16 protein-coding genes are annotated in these 14,417 nt (G+C 31.6%); 3 read left to right on the top strand and 13 right to left on the bottom strand.

Going from position 1 to position 14,417, the window contains the following annotated elements; translation table 11 throughout:
- Window positions 1–335 precede the first annotated feature (335 nt).
- Window positions 336–1,502 carry a DUF3798 domain-containing protein gene (locus N4A57_RS12020; RefSeq protein WP_293658239.1) on the bottom strand — a complete coding sequence of 389 codons (1,167 nt, stop codon included), beginning with the start codon at window positions 1,500–1,502 and terminating at the stop codon, window positions 336–338.
- 342 nt (window positions 1,503–1,844) lie between these two features.
- Window positions 1,845–2,798, bottom strand: coding sequence for a carbohydrate kinase family protein (locus N4A57_RS12015; RefSeq protein WP_293658238.1), 954 nt, complete (start codon window positions 2,796–2,798; stop codon window positions 1,845–1,847).
- Window positions 2,799–3,008: 210 nt separating this feature from the next.
- Here N4A57_RS12015 and N4A57_RS12010 point away from each other — a divergent pair, with 210 nt between their 5' ends.
- Entirely contained in the window at window positions 3,009–3,596 is a 588-nt protein-coding gene (locus tag N4A57_RS12010) for a metal-dependent hydrolase (protein WP_293658237.1), read from the top strand.
- A gap of 35 nt (window positions 3,597–3,631) precedes the next feature.
- Here the strand turns inward: N4A57_RS12010 and N4A57_RS12005 are convergent, their stop codons facing one another.
- From N4A57_RS12005 to N4A57_RS11990, 4 genes are all read right to left on the bottom strand, one after another.
- The gene (locus tag N4A57_RS12005; protein ID WP_293658236.1) at window positions 3,632–4,531 is read right to left on the bottom strand and encodes an RNA-binding domain-containing protein; all 900 of its coding nucleotides are present in this window, start codon (window positions 4,529–4,531) and stop codon (window positions 3,632–3,634) included.
- 92 nt (window positions 4,532–4,623) lie between these two features.
- Window positions 4,624–5,235 carry an acetate uptake transporter gene (locus tag N4A57_RS12000; RefSeq protein WP_293658235.1) on the bottom strand — a complete coding sequence of 204 codons (612 nt, stop codon included), beginning with the start codon at window positions 5,233–5,235 and terminating at the stop codon, window positions 4,624–4,626.
- Window positions 5,236–5,324: 89 nt separating this feature from the next.
- Window positions 5,325–5,489, bottom strand: coding sequence for a rubredoxin (locus tag N4A57_RS11995; protein ID WP_293658234.1), 165 nt, complete (start codon window positions 5,487–5,489; stop codon window positions 5,325–5,327).
- A gap of 120 nt (window positions 5,490–5,609) precedes the next feature.
- Window positions 5,610–6,152 carry a hydrolase gene (locus N4A57_RS11990; protein WP_293658233.1) on the bottom strand — a complete coding sequence of 181 codons (543 nt, stop codon included), beginning with the start codon at window positions 6,150–6,152 and terminating at the stop codon, window positions 5,610–5,612.
- A 198-nt stretch (window positions 6,153–6,350) separates the two neighbouring features.
- Between N4A57_RS11990 and N4A57_RS11985 the strand changes: the two genes are divergently transcribed.
- Window positions 6,351–8,408, top strand: a complete 2,058-nt coding sequence (locus N4A57_RS11985) for a methyl-accepting chemotaxis protein (protein ID WP_293658232.1) — start codon at window positions 6,351–6,353, stop codon at window positions 8,406–8,408.
- A 78-nt stretch (window positions 8,409–8,486) separates the two neighbouring features.
- On the opposite strand, the gene N4A57_RS11980 is transcribed toward N4A57_RS11985, so the two are convergent.
- From N4A57_RS11980 to sdaAB, 6 genes are all read right to left on the bottom strand, one after another.
- Complete coding sequence (locus tag N4A57_RS11980; protein WP_293658231.1) at window positions 8,487–8,672, bottom strand: DUF1858 domain-containing protein; 186 nt, start codon at window positions 8,670–8,672, stop codon at window positions 8,487–8,489.
- Between the two features lie 12 nt (window positions 8,673–8,684).
- Window positions 8,685–9,338 (bottom strand): hypothetical protein, encoded by a 654-nt coding sequence (locus N4A57_RS11975; RefSeq protein ID WP_293658230.1) that lies wholly within the window; start codon window positions 9,336–9,338, stop codon window positions 8,685–8,687.
- Window positions 9,331–10,023 (bottom strand): NAD(P)/FAD-dependent oxidoreductase, encoded by a 693-nt coding sequence (locus N4A57_RS11970; RefSeq protein ID WP_293658229.1) that lies wholly within the window; start codon window positions 10,021–10,023, stop codon window positions 9,331–9,333. Before N4A57_RS11970 ends, N4A57_RS11975 begins: the two co-directional genes overlap by 8 nt.
- 108 nt (window positions 10,024–10,131) lie before the next feature.
- On the bottom strand, window positions 10,132–10,854 hold the full coding sequence (locus N4A57_RS11965) for a class I SAM-dependent methyltransferase (protein WP_293658228.1): 723 nt from the start codon (window positions 10,852–10,854) through the stop codon (window positions 10,132–10,134).
- Window positions 10,855–11,304: 450 nt separating this feature from the next.
- Entirely contained in the window at window positions 11,305–12,177 is an 873-nt protein-coding gene (gene sdaAA, locus N4A57_RS11960) for an L-serine ammonia-lyase, iron-sulfur-dependent, subunit alpha (RefSeq protein ID WP_293658227.1), read from the bottom strand.
- 24 nt (window positions 12,178–12,201) lie between these two features.
- Window positions 12,202–12,867: an L-serine ammonia-lyase, iron-sulfur-dependent subunit beta gene (sdaAB, locus tag N4A57_RS11955; protein ID WP_293658226.1), complete on the bottom strand. Its 666-nt coding sequence runs from the start codon at window positions 12,865–12,867 to the stop codon at window positions 12,202–12,204.
- Window positions 12,868–13,264: 397 nt separating this feature from the next.
- Here sdaAB and N4A57_RS11950 point away from each other — a divergent pair, with 397 nt between their 5' ends.
- Window positions 13,265–13,813, top strand: a complete 549-nt coding sequence (locus N4A57_RS11950; RefSeq protein ID WP_293658225.1) for a cupin domain-containing protein — start codon at window positions 13,265–13,267, stop codon at window positions 13,811–13,813.
- 277 nt (window positions 13,814–14,090) lie between these two features.
- Here the strand turns inward: N4A57_RS11950 and N4A57_RS11945 are convergent.
- Window positions 14,091–14,417, bottom strand: a 327-nt coding sequence (locus N4A57_RS11945) for a GLUG motif-containing protein (protein ID WP_293658224.1), incomplete at its 5' end; no start/stop codon positions are given.

Below are 14,417 nucleotides of genomic sequence, written 5' to 3'. Positions count from 1 at the left end.
TCTTGATTTTAAATTTGTTTTATACAGTAACTTGCCTACAAAGGAAACGATTGAAAATTTTTGGAACCCTGGAACGTCACAACATCCTATGCTACTCCAACATGACACATGAACCTATATACGAAGATTCACACTTTCGCTTGTGACAAGGACTTGGGTGGAAAAAATTTTCAATATATTTTCCTGAAGTAGGCCCACATAAAGCCGCTTTTATATGACGAAGTTTTTCTATAGCAATAAATAGACTCACATAACCATAACTTTCACACTACATTTAATTTAAAATAAGCGACATTACCCTTTTATAGGTAGTGTCGCTTTGTTTTTAATCTTTCCTAATAGAAAATAGAGTCCATTATTATAACAAAATAATTATCCGTATCTTCTTTTAATTTATCAAAGAATACCTTATGTCCTGTAATTTCTTCTGCAAAGGCCTCTTGACTCTTTAAATCCTTTGGATCAAAAGAAGGGTCATCTATCATTTTCTTTGCAAGTTCAACAGCATACTCTGGTACTAAAATAGTAACTGGTATAGGCCATCCTGATAATCTTCCAGTCATGTCTGCTTCAGCAGTCTTCTCACTTATCATTTTATTTATAAGTTCAAAGTTTCCAGCATCCTTTTCCTCTATTTCAAGTCCCATTACTGTTGGGAATGCTTGTGTTGGAGTTGGACAACATTGTTCTGCCATTATGTATTTTTGCTTAAGAGCTTCATCTATTATAACACCATACATTCCACAATTTGTACCAAATATATTTGTATTTTTTCCGTATTTTTCAATTTGTCTAGGTATGTCTTCCCTAAGGAATTGTTGCATAGCTGCTGGTCCACCACCTGTTTGTGGATCTGGTGTAGTAATGTCTACGAACTTCATTCCAAGACTTTCAGCAGTTTGTTTCATCATATCATGTCTTTTCACTATAACTTCCTTTGCCATATGAGTAGGGAATGAATAATGAATTAATGTTTCTGCTCCCATCTTCTTAGCCTTTTTAGCTATAGTTTCTCCTCTTTTTACCCAGTTTGTATCTAAACATACGTCAATATACTTTGACATCATATCTGGATCATCCCAGATAGGTGCTGTTATAGTTATAATCTCAGGTCTTACTTCCTCAACCTTTTGTAATGCTGGTAATAATCCTGATTGTCCTGATACTACCACTATAGCTTTCATTTCTGGATCATCAGCTAAGGATACTATCTGGCTTATACCCGTTTCTATTTCTGTAGAAAAATTCTCTGGTAATGTAATATGTTTTATCATATCTCCATACTTTTCTACCATACGCTCTCCTGCTCTATACTCATCTTCACTAACAGATAATGTTGGCGTTACTATACCTATTTTATAAGATTTAGTTTCTTCAACCTTGGTTTCTTCAACTTCATTTGTTGTAGTCTTCTCTTCTACTTTAGACTCTGTTCCTGAACATGCTGCTAAAGTAAATATTAGTGCAATTGCCATTACTATGGCGACTAACCTTTTTCTCATTATTCCATCTCCTTCATTAGTTAAATATTAAGATACTCCTAGAATCCATTTAAACATATTTTCAAGTATATATCTAATAGATTTTTCTTATAGCTTACATAGAAATCATTTGTATTTTTTATCCAAGATTTTACATGCATCAACAAAAAGAGACATGGATGGTATTAAAACCATCCATATCTTTTAAAGCATATGAAAGAAATAAACTAGTCAGTTCTCTGAGGGATTTGGATTATTTTCAAGGCATGGCGAGCAAGCATATTAAACATATGTAAGCGATTCCATAACGAAGAAAATAATTCAAATAACCAGTGAAATGACTAATTTATTTTTTGAATATGCCTAATATACTATTTCTGTCCAATTAATTTCATCCATATATTTATTAACATACTCATAACACATCTTTGGATGTATAGTTTCTTCATGGGATATGGTGATTATGGACATTGCTACTGAAAATTTAATAGTTTTAACTATATCCATATTGTTCATATACCCGTATCCTAATCCTGCTACGAAGGAATCTCCTGCTCCCGTTACATTCTTTACAATAGCATTATTAGCTTTTATTTTTCCATATTCTAATCCATTTGAATAATATATTCCATCCTCATCTAAACTTATAAACACATTCTTAACACCTAAATCCAAAAAATAGTCCACAGCTTTCCTTAAATCTTCATCTGTCTTAATTTTAAATCCAGCTAAAACTTCTGCTTCATGTCTATTTGGCTTTATTGTGTGAAAATGCTTAATTAAATGCCTAATATTTTTTGCCTTTGCAGCTGAAATAGGATCTAGTATAAATTTAGTCTTGCCCTTAAAACTTTCAAGTATATATTCTAAATTAGTTGGATTATCTGCATCCAAAAAAGTATATTGTGAATTCTCTATAATTTCCCTCTTAGAATCAATAAACTCAAAGGTCATTTCATCAACACTCTTCATATCTGCTATGGCCGAAACCATTTCTCCATATTCATCTAAAATGGCCATATAGGTCGGTGTTGTCCCTTTTTCCAGTATAAGAGATTCACTCATATCGTATCCCATAACCTTAGAATGTTCTAACATACTACGTCCCTTTTCATCATCTCCAAGTATGGAAATAAACTTAGTATTAACTCCAACACGAGCCATATTTTCAGCTATATTTCTACAGACTCCCCCAAATGTAATTTTAATATTTCCTGGTGTAGAATCATATGATCTATATTTAGCACTACTAAAACCAATAATATCCACAACGGATGCTCCAAATACTAAAACATATGGTTGGTTATAATCATTCATCTTAATTTTCTCCTCCTACCTGTAACCTATATATTTTATCATATTTTGTCTTTTTTAGTAGCATTATGTATAAATTTTTTAAAATTTCCAGTAGTTTAACAGTTATATAAATCTAAATCCATATTTATTTTCTATTTTTCCCCAATATTATTTGTCTATTTATGTCATATTAGGTTATAATAAATCCAACAACTATTATAGGAGAGTGACATGATGAACGGACGAAGTCATATGATTATTGGAACTGCAGCAAGCCTCCTATTGTTACCTAAAATGGGATATGAAGTTAACTTACTAACTAGTACAGCTGCTGCCTTAGGATCTTTAATTCCAGATATAGATCATCCTAGAGCCCTTATCAATCAAAAGCTTTTATTTAAGAAGAATAAAGAGGGTAAGACCATTTTTTACTGTACTGGTGGTGGTATATTGCTTTATAAAGGATTTGAATCCTTTAGTAAGTCCATGATATTTTTAGGTGTCCTATTAATCCTAATAGGTCTATCTAAACATAGAACCTTCACCCATAGTTTAGGAGGAGTCTTAGGAATTAGCTATTGTATATTTTTCCTATTTAATAAACAAATGATAATGGATAATATAACTTATGCCACTATTATAGGGGTAATCTCCCATTTAGTATGTGACTTTTTCACCAAGGAAGGAATTGAGCTATTTTATCCCTTAAGTAAGAAGAAATATAGCTTCCCTTTTACTATTACAACGGGAAGCATGGCTGAATCTGCAATAAATTTAATATTTATATTTATAATTTTTAACGAAACTATCCTAAAATAATAGGAAGGGCCAATAAGCCCTTCCTATTTATAAGTCTAATTTTTAGGACTTTTAAAAAAGTCCTTGTCACCTATTATCTTATTAAGAAGTCTTGTTTTTATCACTTCTTGAATCTCAGGTCCCTCTATTTTTTCATTTCTTCCATCAAATTTAATATATAATTTATCATCCCTTGTAAAATATAAAACAGAAGGGTCTGGTGAAGAGGGCACATAAATTTCTATTACATAATAATCCTTTTTTATTTTTTCCTTTTCCTTTAATTTTATAAACTCTATAGTAAATAAGGATCTATCTACCACAGGCCTTATATACTTTAATTTTTCTATGAATAACTGTCTTATATGATCCCTATCTTCCCTATTTAAATAGGTTCCCTTTATTATTCCATCATCTGTTATACCAAAATATATTTTTCCAAATTTATTATTTTCACCATTTAAAAATCCACATATATATTTTTCTAATTTCCTTGCCATTAGATCCCTTGGATCTTCTTGGTCTACCCTAAACTCTTTAAATTCATACTCATTATCTTCATCCTTTTCAAAGGTAGATCCTATTTGAAAGAACCTTTCAAATTCTAACTGTTCCATTTTATTTTCATTATTTATTATCATATTCCAAGCTACCAATATTTTTTTCCTTATTCTTTCATCATTTAATTGACCTACTTTTACTACTAGTCTATTTTTATTTATGGTTTCATTATGATTTACTAAGGCTATAGTATCCTTTTCATTTGCCTTTATATCCACATGAAGAAGATTATTTTCGTTTCCATATTTTTTAGGAACTACTATGACTATATTGACGCATTGACTAAATTTATTTATGGCATTGTTAGAAATAACTAAAACAGTTTTCACTTCCCCCATTTCAAATCCTTCTATGGGAACCTTTGCAAGATATATATCCCATTGTTTAATGAGCATTATTGGTTTCCCCCTATCCCCAACTTATTTATATATATGTTAAAATATAAAAAAAAAGACGCCATAAAAGGCGTCCTTATCTCATTATATTATTACTTTTTAAATATTCCAAATGGCTTACCTACAGGTAAAAATACTTTTCCGAAATGAGTATTTAATACAGCTGCTGCAAAACCATAGAATCCACACATGGAAATTGCAAACTCTGAATATGCAGCTAAATTATGAGCAAAATGAGTTGCAATTCCAAAAGAACTTAATGTTAATCCTACAAATAATAAATCAATTAATACAAAAATAGTGAATAATACCTTATGTGTTTCCATAGAACCAATAGTCATAACTACACTGAAAATTAAGTATCCTAAAAATGCGAATCCTAATTGCTTTCCGTCAACAGTTGCTGCCATCTTTTCTCCAAATACACCATTTTGAATCATCCAAGACATGGCTACTGCAAACCAGAAGAATGCATATCCACCAAATGCTGTAGTTCCAAAAGTGTTGTTTTTCTTTGCATCATTAATGCAAGCGAATAACTGAGCAAATGCTCCTAAAAAAAATGCCCATGGGATTACAAAAGCAGTTCCACTTGTCCACCCTAATTTTAGAGAAGAAGCCACAAGAGTAACTATTGATAATCCAAATAGACCAAGAGCCGATGGATCAGCCGTAACAATTTTTACATTTGTTTCATTGTTCATGTTTTTCAAGTCCTCCTTATATTATATACACATATAACTATTAAATATTAAAATCAGGTTTTTGTCAATACAATTGCAACATTTTTCGACTATTTTTTCATTTTAGCAAATGCCATTTTAGGTTGGTTGCATGTGGCACATGTCCAATATTCAGGTAAATCTTCCCATTTCGTTCCTGCTTCTATGTCATTTGTCCAATCACCCTTTTCTTCCTTATATGAATAACCACATACACTGCACTTGTATATTTCCATAATATTCCCTTCTAACTAAAAAAAGTTATATGAACTATAATATCCAAATATAGCTCATATAACTTTGCAATTTTTTCCTATTATAAGACATATGAAAGAAATAAACTTCCTTACCAACTATTATTTAACTAATTTAGAGATAGTTCTGAACTCTGGCGCCTTTGAATATCTACATAATTCAAATAATAAGGATTCATATGTAGTAACTATTACTCCTAATTGTGATAATCTATTCATAGCCACTTTTTTATTATTCTCATTTCTTGAACCAACACAATCTTCCACTATTACAGGCTCATACCCCTTTGCCTTTAAATCTAAGACCGTTTGCATTACACATATATGACTTTCTATTCCTGCTAATATGATAAATTTCTTTCCTGACTTGTCCATATACTCCATCATATTTTCATCATCACAGCAGCTAAAGCTACTTTTTTCCATTGGAGTATAATCACCTAATACTTCCCTTAATGTTTCAATAGTATGTCCTAATCCCTTAGTATACTGCTCAGATACGAGGACATCAACCCCCATAGTTTTTAATCCTTCCATTAAAATTCTCAAATTTTTAGTTAGATTTTCATTATCATGGATATGAGGTAATAATACCTCTTGTACATCTACTAATACTGCCATAGTTTCTTCTTTTAAAATTCTCACAGATCTTCCCCCTCATTGAAATTCTATTTTCTACATTTAATATTATATTATGTTCTTTAATACTTCTGCAACATTTTAACTATTAATAGATTATGCAGGTAGTTCTGGATTCTTTTCCTTTTGAAATTTATACCATATGTCCTATTTTGTGGTATAATCGTGAATAAGATAGAAAAAAATAGAATTTTGGAGGAGATTATGAATAACCATTCATTTAAAGTAACTTTAAAATATTTTATAACTTCATTTTTAATAATAACCTTGTTAGTAGGTTCTTATTATTATTTAGATGTTAGCATACAAAAAGACCTGATTTTATCAGATGAATCAAATTTAATCGAAGTAAAACAAGAAACTATTATAAAGGATTTCAATGCTATAATTTCTGATTTAATGTATCTTTCTGAAATAACTGATCTTGAAAACCTAAAAAATCCTGAAAATACTAGCTATAGACAAAGATTGGAAGAAGAATTTGTATCCTTTATTAAACGTAAAGGGCTCTATGACCAAATAAGATATATTGATACTTCTGGAATGGAAATTCTGAGGGTTAACTATAATAAGGGAACCCCTCAAATAGTTCCTTCTCATAAATTTCAATCTAAGAAGAATAGTTATTATGTAAAGGATGCTTTAGTTCTTAAAAGGGGACAAATTTATGTATCTCCCTTCGATTTGAACAAAGAACAGGGTAAAGTAGAAATGCCCCTAAAGCCTATGATAAGATTCTGTACACCAATATTTGACTCTAATAATGAGAAGATGGGAATATTAGTCTTTAATTATTTTGGTCAAGAATTAATAGACAATCTTTCTGAAGGTGATAAAAATTCGTTAGGACATATTCTCTTAGTTAACTCATCTTCCTATTATTTAAAAGGGGTAACTTCTGATGATGAGTGGGCATTTATGTTCCAAGATAAAAAGGAAAATACCTTTAGTAAATCCTTTAATGAAGAATGGGTAGAAATACAATCATCACCATCTGGTCAATTAGTTTCTGAAAATGGAGTATTTACTTACACTACAATAGATCCAAGACTAGAGGCTCACAATTCTAGTTTAAAGACTGGAAGTATAGACGGAGAGTATATTAATAAGGACAATTATAATTGGAAACTTATAAGTTTTGTATCTAAAAAAGATTACAATAACTATTCCCGTGGTTCTTTAACTGAATTATTAATTTTTTATTTACTATTATTAATAGGATCCTTTTTCATATGTAATTTACTTGCAAAATCCACATTAAACAAACAAAAAGCAGAAGAAGCCCTTAAGGATAATATAGAGGAGACTTCCCTTTTAATGGGAAAATTATCCAAAATGTCAAATAAAGTATTAAAAATATCTAATACCTTATCTGATAGTACTAAAATCAACCAATCCTCTAACGAAGAAATTACTCTAAAGGTTAATGAGTTAGTGGACGAATCAAGTATGTATTTATCCCTGACTGAAAATGGTCTGGATGTAATGAATGAAATGAGTAGGGGAATGGAACATATAGCTACCGTTTCCAATACTGTTACTAATTTAGCTTTAACTTCTGCTGAAAAATCTAATGATGGTCGGGTTGTAATTAACAACACTATACAACAAATGTCTAATATTAAAGATACAGTACATGATGCCAGAAATGTTATTGGTGTATTAAATGATCGATCTGAATCTATAAATACTATAGTGAAAACCATAGACGAAATAGCTTATCAAACTAATCTGCTGGCTTTAAACGCAGCCATAGAAGCAGCCCGTGCAGGAGAGCATGGTAAGGGTTTTGCCGTTGTAGCAGAAGAGACTAGACAATTAGCACAACGTTCCTCAGATGCTACTAGTGAGATTTCAGCACTTATCGGTTCCATAAGAAGTGATGTAAAAAAGGCCACAGATATAATTTCAAATGTAAATGATGCAGTAAATGAAGGAATAGTATCTGTTGAAAATGTAACAGATACCTTTGAAGAAATTATACAAAGTTCTGATGAGGTAGCATCTCAGATTCAAGAGGTTTCAGCGGCAACAGAAGAAGCTTCTGCCGGATCTTATGAAGTTCTTAATTCTATCAATGAAATAGCTAACACAGCTAAGGACACTACTAGTAAAACAGAGGTAATATTCACAGCATCAGAAAAGCAACTATCTTCTACAGAGGAGTTATTAGATTTATCAAATACATTAAATACCATGTCTACAAACTTAAAAAATATTACTAATGAACTTGAACAACAGGTTTCAAAATTAAATGGATAACAAAAGGGCTCATGAGAAAAGTGAGCCCTTTAGGCATATGAAAGAAATGACTAGTTTATTTCTTTCATATGCCTTAAATTATTTATTTAATTCTTCTAATAATTTCTCCAAATCAATTCCATGGATTTCTGCTGCTTGTTCTAGTGTTTCCATTTGTGATGATGGACAACCTAAGCAACCCATTCCAAATGACATTAAAATATTTGCTGCATTATTATTTACCTTCAATACTTCTGCTATGACACTATCCTTAGTTATTTTCACACTAATTCCCTCCTATTTACTAATCACATTTCTCATTATAATTAAACCATTATTTTTTTCAATACTGAATGTATATGAAAACTCTTCATTGGCTGTTTCAATAAAATTATTTATAAAACCTGTTCTTAAAGTGTAGTAAACTTGCACATCTCCATCAACTGCTTCCCAGTAATTTTTGTGTAAGCAGTCAACTGCATTCCATACTATATGATCATCATCCTTTTCTATTACACTATTTACATTATCACAAGGCATTCCTTCTAAAATATAGTTATTAAGAGCCTTATATAAGGTAGGGGCATCCTTAATATTTTTTCCCTGTACTTCTTCTCCATACTTTCTTCCCATCTTACAATAGACATCCTTAGCCACATCTAGTACCATATCTCCATGCTTCTCCATAAGCTTTGAAATAATAGCTGCTTGTCTAGTTTCAACTACTCTAATTTTTTCTTGTAACCAGCCGTGGATATTATCTGTATCTATTAATTCTTCTAGTGAAGCCTCCCCAATTAAATCTCCATGGTCATGACGCATAGAATTTACTACATTATCCACATCTAATCCCTTTTCCTTTAGCTCTAATATTAATACCTCTTCTGTTTCCTCAAATACTCTTATCTTGTTAAATAACCAATGATGAATTGGTCCTAAAAACCTACTCAACCTTGTCACTTCCCTTCATTCTTTCTTCAAATGATTCAAGTACTTCTCCTCTAAATTTATCTACACCTATTCTATCCATAAAGTGCCCTAACTTTTCTCCAGCTTCAGCATTTTCACAATAATAATTAAATAGGGATTCTACTAATAAAAAGGCTTCATCTTCAGTTAAATCTCTCTTAATCTCATCTGATAGTCTTTGGTGGAATCCAGCACTACCTCCTGCTACTACTATATAACCTTCTTCATTAGCTAAAACTCCTATATCCTTGGCGTGTAAACTGGTACAGCCATTTAAACAGGCTATCACACCTATTTTGGTTCTATTAGGAGCTGGTGCTCCATAAAACCTTCTTTCCAGCCTCATTCCAAGGCCTAAAGATTTTTGTCTTGAACGCTTACACATTTCCCCTGGGCAGATTTCCACATTCTTAACAGAATAGGGTGATAGTACTCCCGGGTCCATGCCCAAGTCTTCCCAAGCCCGTTGTACATCTTCTGCCTTTAATCCTATTAAACTTACCCTTTGACCAGAAGTCAATTTAATTGATGCTTTATATTTTTTGGCTATTTCAGCTATTTTTATCATTTGATTTGCACTTATGAAACCACCTGGTATTCTAGGTGTAATGGCATAAACCCTTTTACCATTTTTAATTTTTTGTAACACCGCATATTTAGGATTCATAACAATCTCTCCAAACTCTCTCTTATTTTCTTAAGTAAATTATAATCTCAATTGGAAAATCTTTAAGTAACCTATGTTACAAAATTATATTTTTATTTTTAACCTATCTTACCCTTTATATGCCACTATTACATTGGCAAAGGTTTCATCTGAATATTCACTTTCGTCAAATCCTCCAAAGAACTTCATATTCCTAAATCCAGCCCTCTTTAAAAGTTCCTCTAAATCTTCCTTTAAAAGGGGAAATAATTCCACATGACTAGTATATTCTTTATTTTCTTCTATAATAGATAAATTCCCTGTAAATATTACTTTGTCATCTTTCCTAGAATAAAGTCTCTCAAATAGGACACCTTCCTGACTTCTATCTATGGTAGGAAGTTTTGTAACATTATTTTTCATAACCCTATCATAATTTACTATTTGTATTATAATAACTCCATTATGATTTAACATATCATAGGTTTTTTTTAAAAATTGGCCAATTTCTTCTTTTCCATTCAAGTGTACTAAGGAATTTCCAATACAATAAACGCCATCATACCTTTTGTCTATCTCATGAATATCCATCATATTCATTTCATATATATCCATATCTATACTTTCCCCTGTTGCCTTATCTTCTAAAAGATCCACCATATGAGAATCTAATTCTAAGGAGTCCACTTCATAACCATCCTTACTCAAGCTAATAGAATAATTTCCCGTTCCTGCTGCCACATCTAATAATTTTTTCCTATCTCCCATATATTTCTTAATAAACTTCAATTGATTTTCTCCAGTTTTAAAAACCACATCATAATATGTACTTAATTTTTCATAAAAACTCATATTTTTATCTCCTTCAAATTTATTTTATGTATAAATAAAAATCACTTTCACCCTCTCAAATTTCCCATGAATAATATGAACTAAGATTTCTTTATACAGTAACTTGCCTATATAGATTTCTGGTGTATAAACTTGCTTTATGTGGGCCTATTTCAGGAAAATATATTGAAAATTTTTTCCACCCAAGTCCTTGTCACAAGCGAAAGTGTGAATCTTCGTAGATAGGTTCACGAGTCATGTTGGAGTAGAATAGGATGTTGTGACGTTCCAGGGTTCCAAAAATTTTCAATAGTTTCCCTTATAGGCAAGTTACTGTATAGAGAAAGCTTAGTGTTACGAAATCTATAAGAGAAATAGGCACACATAAAGCAAGTTTGAAAATGATAAATCTATATTTATTTTACCCCAGATATTTATTTGAAACGCAAAAAAGAAGGATTTCTCCTTCTTTTATCCAAATACTTCCTTTTTCATTTTTAATCCTGCTTCTGTTATGGCAACTCCACCTAAAGCTGTTTCTCTTAATTCACAAGGAAGACTCTTTCCAACCTTGTACATGGCTGATACAGTATCATCAAAGGGAATATAACTCTCAACCCCAGCCATTACCATATCTGCTGCTGCTAGGGCATTTACAGCTCCCATGGCATTTCTCTTAGCACATGGTATCTCAACTAACCCTGCCACTGGATCACAAACTAATCCTAATACACATTTGATTACTATGGCTGCTGCATCTAAGGATTCCTTAGGTGTTCCACCCATCATCTCTACAACGGCTGCTGCTGCCATGGCCGCCGCAGAACCGCATTCAGCTTGACATCCACCTTCTGCTCCTGACACGGTAGCATTAGTGGCTATTATATGGCCAACTCCTGAAGCTGTTAGAAGGGCTTGTACCATTTCATCTTCTGTTTTCTCTAATTTTTCTCCAGCTGTTATTAAAACGGCTGGTAATATACCACAAGATCCAGCTGTGGGTGCTGCAACAATCTTGCCCATAGATGCATTTATCTCTGATGAAGATAGGGCCCTAGCCATGGCCTTAGCCATAACATTTCCCGTTAGAGTTTCCTCATTTTCTATATATTCATTCATTTTATAGGCATCTCCACCTATTAGACCACTAATAGATGTTACCTTCTTATGAAGGCCCTCTGTAGCTGAACTTTTCATAGTATTTAAAACTTCTCTCATATTTTTCAATATTTGTTCTTCTTTCACTTCACTTAAATGTGCTTCACTTTTTAATGTATGCTCCCATATTTTACATTGAGATTTTTCACATACTTCCATTAATTCTTTGCCTGATTTAGGAAACATCCTTATTACTCCTTTCACTAGGAACTACATATTTATTATCTTTACACCATCTACTGCTTCAACCTTACCTATACTATCTATTATGTCATTATTAATCTCTGAGTCCGTTTCTATTATCATTATGGCTTTTCCGCCCTTTTTCTCTCTGAATACCTTCATTTGAGCTATATTTATATTTTCATTTGAAATGGTATTTGTTATTTGTGTTATTACTCCTGGCATATCCCTATGGACAGTTATAATAGTAGGATAACTTCCTGTAAACTCCATTGGTATTCCATCAATTTCTGTTATAACTATGTTCCCTCCTCCAATGGAAGAACCCATAATCACAACCATTTCATCATTTTCTTTTCTTAATATAAACCTTACCGTATTAGGATGTACATCTCCTAAGTCCTTTTCTATAAACTGATACTTTATACCTTTTTTCTCTGCTATAGTAAAGGAATGTCTCAAGTTTTCATCCCAAGGATCCATACCTAGTATTCCTGCCACTAGAGCCTTATCCGTCCCATGTCCCTTATAAGTTTTACCAAAGGATCCATGAAGAAAAAAGTCCACTTCCTTAATATTCTCTCCACCTATAATCCTAGCCACTTTTCCTAAGCGTGCTGCTCCTGCCGTATGGGAACTAGAAGGACCTATCATTATTGGGCCTATCACATCAAAGATACTGTATTCACTCAAAATTAAACCTCCTATCCAGTCAACTTCATTATACTGTTGGTTTTCTTCATTTTTTTGAATTATTGTGTTTATTATATCATAATTTTTAGAAAAATGTTCTCATTTTTATGGATTAAAACCCATATTATTCCTAATTTAATATTTAACACTTTATAGTTTTAACTGTTAATAAAAGTCAATATATGATAAAATATTGCTTAAATTAACATTGTTTTTCCCATATACTTTTAGGTTCCTTAGGGATTGTTAAAAATTCCATTATATTTGGAAAGTTTTTCATGCTATATAGTATAAAACTAAGTACATATAGTTATACTATTTAATTGTCTTCACCTGAAATTTTCTAATTATTTTAATACCTAAAATTATATTTTAAATTTATAGAAGGAGAATAAATATGGAACTCGGAGAAAAAATCAAGTATTTTCGAAAAAGAAGAGGCCTTACCATAAAACAATTATCTACATTAACTGGTTTATCTAGTGGGTTCATAAGTAATATAGAAAGAGATTTAAATAGTCCCTCCGTAAGTAATCTTCAACAAATATGTCAACTTTTGGATATTAATATTGTGGATTTAATAGAACCTTCTGAGAAAAAAGAATCTGTAGTTATAAAAAAAGCCAACAGAAAAGAAATCTTTAAAAATGAGGACAATAACGTTAAGTTTGAATCCTTAACAGACGTGGACAAACCACTAAGCTGTATATGTATTACTATAGCTCCTGGTAGTAACTATGGTAATACTTCTTGGGGCCATAACTTTGATGAAATGGGCCTAGTAGTATCAGGAACTTTAGAAATAACAGTAGATAATATTAAGTATGAATTAAATGCTGGTGATAGTGTCTATATTAATAGATTCACACCTCACAACTATAGAAACCATGGTAGCATACCTTGTATTACCTACTGGTTCTCAGCAAAAAATAATACTACCATATAAAACAAAGGACGTATAGTTAAATTTAACTGTACGTCCTTTACAATTTATTGACTATGCCTAAATACAATTGTTGTCGTCTTATAGATTTCTTGATTTTGAAATTATTTTACATATTTAGTTTTATGAAAAATAATACCATATTTGTATAAGGTTAATAGTTTAGGGTTTGGAGTTAATTGTTTTAGACACTAACCCCTAAACTATTAATCAAGTACAATTTAACCCTCATGGAACTATCTGTTATATTATTTATTCTTAATCCACCTGTTTTAGAAACTTAGTCTAAATAAGGATAATGCCTTCCCTCTTCTATCTTCCATATGTTGTTAAAATCCCATCCTTTATATGTCTCTTTATTCATCATTTCTTCTGTAGTTTTTGCCACATCATGCCACTTAGTTGGTTTATATCCTGATGCTACACCATCATAATAAGTACTTACCTGTTCTTTTAAGTAAGATGCATATCCTATAGTTCCTCCTACGTATGATCTTCCTGTTATCTTTCCTGCACTGTAGCAATTTCTAATACTTAAGGAACTATCATACGCCTCTCCGACTAATCCTCCAATATAAATATCTCCTTCAACACTTCCTAATGCATA

This window comes from Anaeromicrobium sp., from assembly GCF_025210435.1.
GTDB lineage: Bacteria > Bacillota > Clostridia > Peptostreptococcales > Thermotaleaceae > Anaeromicrobium.
This window is presented reverse-complemented; position numbering and strand designations above follow the sequence as displayed.

Excerpts from the sequence above, each read along its gene's own strand:
- N4A57_RS12020 (WP_293658239.1), bottom strand. The coding sequence starts at position 1,502 with ATGAGAAAAAGGTTAGTCGCCATAGTAATGGCAATTGCACTAATATTT.
- N4A57_RS12015 (WP_293658238.1), bottom strand. The coding sequence starts at position 2,798 with ATGAATGATTATAACCAACCATATGTTTTAGTATTTGGAGCATCCGTT.
- N4A57_RS12010 (WP_293658237.1), top strand. The coding sequence starts at position 3,009 with ATGATGAACGGACGAAGTCATATGATTATTGGAACTGCAGCAAGCCTC.
- N4A57_RS12005 (WP_293658236.1), bottom strand. The coding sequence starts at position 4,531 with ATGCTCATTAAACAATGGGATATATATCTTGCAAAGGTTCCCATAGAA.
- N4A57_RS12000 (WP_293658235.1), bottom strand. The coding sequence starts at position 5,235 with ATGAACAATGAAACAAATGTAAAAATTGTTACGGCTGATCCATCGGCT.
- N4A57_RS11995 (WP_293658234.1), bottom strand. The coding sequence starts at position 5,489 with ATGGAAATATACAAGTGCAGTGTATGTGGTTATTCATATAAGGAAGAA.
- N4A57_RS11985 (WP_293658232.1), top strand. The coding sequence starts at position 6,351 with ATGAATAACCATTCATTTAAAGTAACTTTAAAATATTTTATAACTTCA.
- N4A57_RS11970 (WP_293658229.1), bottom strand. The coding sequence starts at position 10,023 with ATGAATCCTAAATATGCGGTGTTACAAAAAATTAAAAATGGTAAAAGG.
- N4A57_RS11965 (WP_293658228.1), bottom strand. The coding sequence starts at position 10,854 with ATGAGTTTTTATGAAAAATTAAGTACATATTATGATGTGGTTTTTAAA.
- sdaAA (WP_293658227.1), bottom strand. The coding sequence starts at position 12,177 with ATGTTTCCTAAATCAGGCAAAGAATTAATGGAAGTATGTGAAAAATCT.
- N4A57_RS11950 (WP_293658225.1), top strand. The coding sequence starts at position 13,265 with ATGGAACTCGGAGAAAAAATCAAGTATTTTCGAAAAAGAAGAGGCCTT.